Below are 5,390 nucleotides of genomic sequence, written 5' to 3' on the forward strand. Positions count from 1 at the left end.
GAGTTCAGCGGTCGTTGATCCGGCCGAGCTCGTTGTCGATGAAGGCGAAGATCTCGTCGGTGCTGGCCGAGGAGATCTGTTCCGTGACGGCTTCGCCGTCGGGTGCCGCGTCGACGGTGGCCCACTGCGCTGCGAGGCCCCGCAGCCGGGCCGTGATGCCGGCGCGGGTGATCGGGTCGGGATCGGCGCCCGCGAGCGCGGACTCCAGCCGGTCCAGCTCCGCGAGCAGGTTCGGGGCCTGCGCCTCGGCGGTGGCCGTGCCGCCGAGCCGGGACAGCAGGTGGTCGGCGAGCGCGGCGGGGGTCGGGTAGTCGAACACCAGGGTCGCGGACATCCGCAGCCCGGTGGCCGTCGCGAGCCGGTTGCGCAGCTCCACGGCGGTCAGCGAGTCCATGCCCAGGTCGCGGAACTCACGGTCGTCGGCGATGCCGTCCGTGGAGTCGTGCGCCAGCACCGCCGCCACCTCGGCACGCACCAGGTCCAGGACGAACCGCGTACGCGCCTGCTCGTCCAGCCCTGCGAGCCGGTCCGTGACCGGCACCGGCGGTGTCGCGTCGGCCGACGGGCGCCGGCGTCGCGTGCGCACGAGGTCACGCAGCAGCGGATGCGGCGCGCCGCCGTGGGCGCCGAGGCGTACCGCCAGCGGCACGAGCACCGGCTCGTCGGTGGTGACGGCCGCGTCGAAGAGGGCGAGACCCTGCGGCACGGTGAGCGGCGCGGAGCCGGAATCCGCCATGCGCTTGATGTCGGCCTCGGTCAGCGCACCGGTCATACCGGCGTCCTGCGACCACGGGCCCCACGCCAGCGACAGCGCCTTCAGACCGTCCGCGTGCCGCTCGCGGGCGAGCGCGTCGAGGGCGGCGTTCGCTGCGGAGTAGTTGCCCTGGCCGGGGCTGCCAAGCGTGCCCGCGACGGAGGAGAACAGCACGAATGCGTCCAGGTCGGCCGTCAGCTCGTGCAGGTGCCGGGCGGCGTCCACCTTGGGCCGCAGCACGCCGTCGAGCCGCTCCGGGGTGAGCGCGGTGACGACGCCGTCGTCCAGCAGACCCGCGGTGTGCACGACGGCGGTGACCGTGCGCCCCTGGAGGACGGCGGCCAGGGCGTCGCGGTCCGCGACGTCGCAGGCGACGATGTCGACGTCCGCGCCGTGCCCGGTGAGCTCGGCCGCCAGCTCGCTCGCACCCGGCGCCTCCGGGCCGCGCCTGCTGAGCAGCAGCAGCTTCCGCACACCGTGCTCCGCGACGAGGTGCCGGGCCAGCTGCGCGCCGAGACCGCCGGTGCCCCCGGTGACGAGCACCGTGCCGTCCGGGTTCCACTCGGACGGCCGCTCCTCGCCGGCGAACCGGGCCAGCCGGCCGGTCTTCACGGTGCCGTCCTCGATGACGGCCTGGGTCTCCCCCGCCGCCACCAGTTCCGGTGCCACCGCGAGCAGCGGCCACTCCTCGGCGGCGGCGTCGAGCAGCACGAAGCGACCCGGGTTCTCGGCCTGTGCGGTCCGCACCAGGCCCCACACCCCGGCGGCCGGGACGTCCGCCCCGGACACGGCGCCGTCGGTGACGAACACCAGCGGCACGTCCTCGGCGCGCCGGTCGGCGAGCCATTCCCGGACCAGGCCGAGCGCCCGCGTCGTCGCGTCGAGCACGGAAGCACCCGTGAGCGGTGCGAACACCACGTCCGGTCCGGCGGCGAGCGCGGCGTCGACGGTGTCGTGCCGCACCGCGCCGGCGAGTCCACCCGGCTCGGCGCCGAGCACCACGAAGGTCCCGGTCACCGGCCGGGCGGCAAGCGGTGTCCAGTCGACGCGGAACAGCCAGTCGGGACGGCGCGCCGTGTCCTCCTCCGACGGCGCACGCAGCACCAGCCTGCCCACGGTCACCACGGGCCGGCCCGCGCCGTCCACCGCCTCGATGCCGACGGCCTCGTGGCCGCCGCGGGTGAGCCGCACGCGCAGCGTGGTCGCGCCCGTGCGGTGCAGGGTCACGTCCTCCCACGAGAACGGCAGCACGCCGCGGCCGCCGTCCGCGGACTCGACCCAGCCGACGGCGTGCAGCACGGCGTCCAGCAGCGCCGGGTGTATGCCCATGCGGTCCGCACCACGGGCCGTGGTGGGCAGCGCCACCTCCGCGAACGCCTCGCCGTCCTGCCGCCACACCGCGCGCAGTCCCTGGAAGGCGGGCCCGTAGTCACCGCCGTCGTAGAAGCCGGCCAGGTCGACCTGGCCGGTGCCGGGCGGCGGCCACGCCGCCGCGAAGTCCGTGCCGGTGTCAGGGCTTGTGGCGCCGAGCGTGCCCGCGGCGTGCTGGAGCCACTCGCCGGCGCGCTCGGCGTCGCGGGACCAGACGCCTACCGACCGCCGGCCGTCCTCGCCGGCCGCGCCCACCCGCACCTGGACGGCGACGGCGCCGTGCCGGGGCAGCTCCAACGGCACCGACAGGGTCAGCTCCTCCACGACGCCCGCGCCGACCTCGTCGGCGGCGCGCAGCGCCAGCTCCGCGAACCCTGTGCCGGGGAACAGGATCCGGCCCAGGATGACGTGGTCCGCCAGCCACGGCTGGGTGGCCAGGGAGAGCCGGCCGGTGAGCACCACGCCGCCGTCGCCGGCCAGTTCCACGGACGAGCCGAGCAGCGCGTGGCCGAGCGCCGACTGCCCGACCGACGCGGCGTCGCCGCCCACACCGCCGTCCGGCCAGAACCGGGAGCGCTGGAACGCGGAGGTGGGCAGGTCCACCGGGCGCGTCCCGAGCGGCGCGAAGAACGCGTCCCACGCGACGTGCTCGCCGCGTGCGAACAGCCGCGCGAGCGCGCCCACCACGGTGGTCTCCTCGTCGCGGCCCGCACGCAGCACGGGTATGGCGGTGACGGGATCCGGCGCGGTGTCCTCGACCATCGCGCACAGCGTGGCGTCGGGGCCCAGTTCCAGGAAGGTCGTCGCCCCGGCGGCGAGCAGCGCGCGCACGCCGTCGGCGAACCGGACCGGTCGCCGCACGTGCGCCACCCAGTGGGCGGCGTCGCGGATCCGCGCCGCCTCGGCGACCGTCCCGGTCACCGACGACACCAGCGGGATCCGTGCGTCGTCGAACTCGATGCCCGCGATGGCGTCGGCGAAGTCGCTCAGTATCGGGTCCATGTGCGCCGAGTGGAAGGCGTGCGACACCGTGAGCCGCTTGTGCTTCCACCCTCGCTCGCCGGCCGCGGCGGCGACGCGCTCGACCGCGTCCTCGTCGCCGGCGACGATCACCGCCGTCGGGCCGTTGACCGCCGCCACCGACACCGCGGCGTCCAGCAGCGGCGCGACCTCCTCCTCGGTCGCCGCCACGGCGAGCATCGCGCCGCCGTCCGGCAGCGCACCCATCAGCACGGCGCGGGTGGCGACCAGCCGGCAGGCGTCGGCCAGGTTCAGCACCCCGGACACGTGTGCGGCGGTGATCTCACCGAGCGAGTGGCCGGCGACGAGGTCGGCCCGCACGCCCCAGGACTCGACGAGCCGGTAGAGCGCCACTTCGACGGCGAACAGGGCGGGCTGCGACCAGTTCGTGCTGTTCAGGGTGTCGGCGTCGGCGCCCCAGAGGACGTCACGGACCGAGCCGGGCAGGTGCCGGTCCAGCTCGGCGGCGACCTCGTCGAAGGCCTCGGCGAACACCGGGAACCGGGCGTGCAGGCCGCGGCCCATGCCGAGCCGCTGCGCGCCCTGGCCGGTGAACAGCACGGCCAGCTTCCCGGTCCGCGCGGCGGTGTCCGGCACCACGCCCGGCGCGGGGTCGCCCGACGCCCACGCCGACAGCGCCGCCGCGAGGTCCGCGGTGTCACGGCCGACGGCGGCGACACGGTGTTCGTGGGCGGTGCGGCCGGTGGCCAGTACGGCGGCCACGTCGGCGGCGCTCGTCGTCGCCCCGACGTGCGCGACCAGCCGCGCGACCTGGTCCCGCAGTGCGGACAGCGTCCGGCCGGACACGATCCACGGCACCACCGCGTCGCGCGCGGGGCTCCGCTCGGCCGGCGGCGGCTCGGGCGCCTGCTCCAGGACGGTGTGCGCGTTGGTGCCGGAGATGCCGAACGACGACACGGCGGCACGGCGCGGCCGGCCCGTCTCCGGCCAGGGCGTCTCCTCGGTCAGCAGCTCGACCGAGCCCGCCGACCAGTCCACGTGCGAGGACGGATTGCGGGCGTGCAGGGTGCGCGGGAGCACGCCGTGCCGCATCGCCTGCACCATCTTGATCACGCCTGCGACGCCCGCGGCGGCCTGGGTGTGCCCGAGGTTCGACTTCACGGAGCCCAGCAGCAGCGGGCGTTCCCGGTCACGGCCGTAGGTCGCCAGCAGCGCCTGCGCCTCGATCGGGTCGCCGAGCGCGGTGCCCGTGCCGTGCGCCTCCACGGCGTCGACGTCGTTCCCGATGAGCCGGGCGTTGGCCAGCGCCGCGCGGATCACCCGCTGCTGCGACGGCCCGCTCGGCGCGGTGAAGCCGTTGGACGCGCCGTCCTGGTTGACGGCCGAGCCGCGCACCACCGCGAGCACCGGGTGGTCGTTGCGGCGGGCGTCGGACAGCCGCTCCAGCAGGAGCATGCCGACGCCCTCGGCCCAGCCGGTGCCGTCGGCCCCGTCGGCGAACGCCTTGCAGCGCCCGTCCGGGGCGAGGCCGCCCTGCTTGGAGAACTCCACCAGCGCGCCCGGCGTGCTCATCACGTTCACGCCACCGGCCAGCGCCAGCGTGCACTCGCCGGCGCGCAGGGCCTGTGCCGCCCAGTGCAGCGCCACCAGCGACGACGAACACGCCGTGTCCACCGTGATCGACGGTCCCTCGAGGCCCAGCGTGTAGGAGAGCCGGCCGGACATGGCGCTGGCCGCGATGCCGGTGCCCACCTCACCCGTACTCTCCGCGGGTGAGCGCACCATCAGGTACGCGTAGTCCTGGCCGTTGGTGCCGACGAACACGCCGGTCCGGCTGCCACGCAGTGACGCCGGGTCGACGCCGGCCCGCTCGAACGCCTCCCACGAGGTCTCCAGCAGCAGCCGCTGCTGCGGGTCCATCGCCAGCGCCTCGCGCGGCGAGATGCCGAAGAACGCCGGGTCGAAGTCGGCGGCGTCCGGCAGAAAGCCGCCGAACAGCGTGGTGTCGCCGCCCGCCAGTTCTCCGATGTCCCAGCCGCGGTCGGCGGGGACCGGCGTGATGGCGTCGTCGCCGACGGCGACGAGCCGCCACAGGTCCTCGGGCGACGCGACGCCGCCCGGGAACCGGCACGCCATGCCGACGATCGCGATCGGCTCGGTGGCGGCCGAGACCAGCCGCTGGTTCTGCGTACGCAGCCGCTCGGTCTCCTTCACGGCCGCCCGCAACGCCTCGACGACCTTGTCGGTGCTGTCCTTGGGTGTGGTCACCGAAAATCTCCCTCCC

1 protein-coding gene is annotated in these 5,390 nt (G+C 75.6%); it reads right to left on the bottom strand.

The features are described from left to right. Positions 1–4: 4 nt before the first annotated feature. Positions 5–5,374, bottom strand: coding sequence for a type I polyketide synthase (locus B7L92_RS16085; RefSeq protein WP_081238290.1), 5,370 nt, complete (start codon positions 5,372–5,374; stop codon positions 5–7). Between the last annotated feature and the right edge of the window lie 16 nt (positions 5,375–5,390).

This window comes from Streptomyces viridosporus (assembly GCF_002078235.1).
GTDB lineage: Bacteria > Actinomycetota > Actinomycetes > Streptomycetales > Streptomycetaceae > Streptomyces > Streptomyces viridosporus.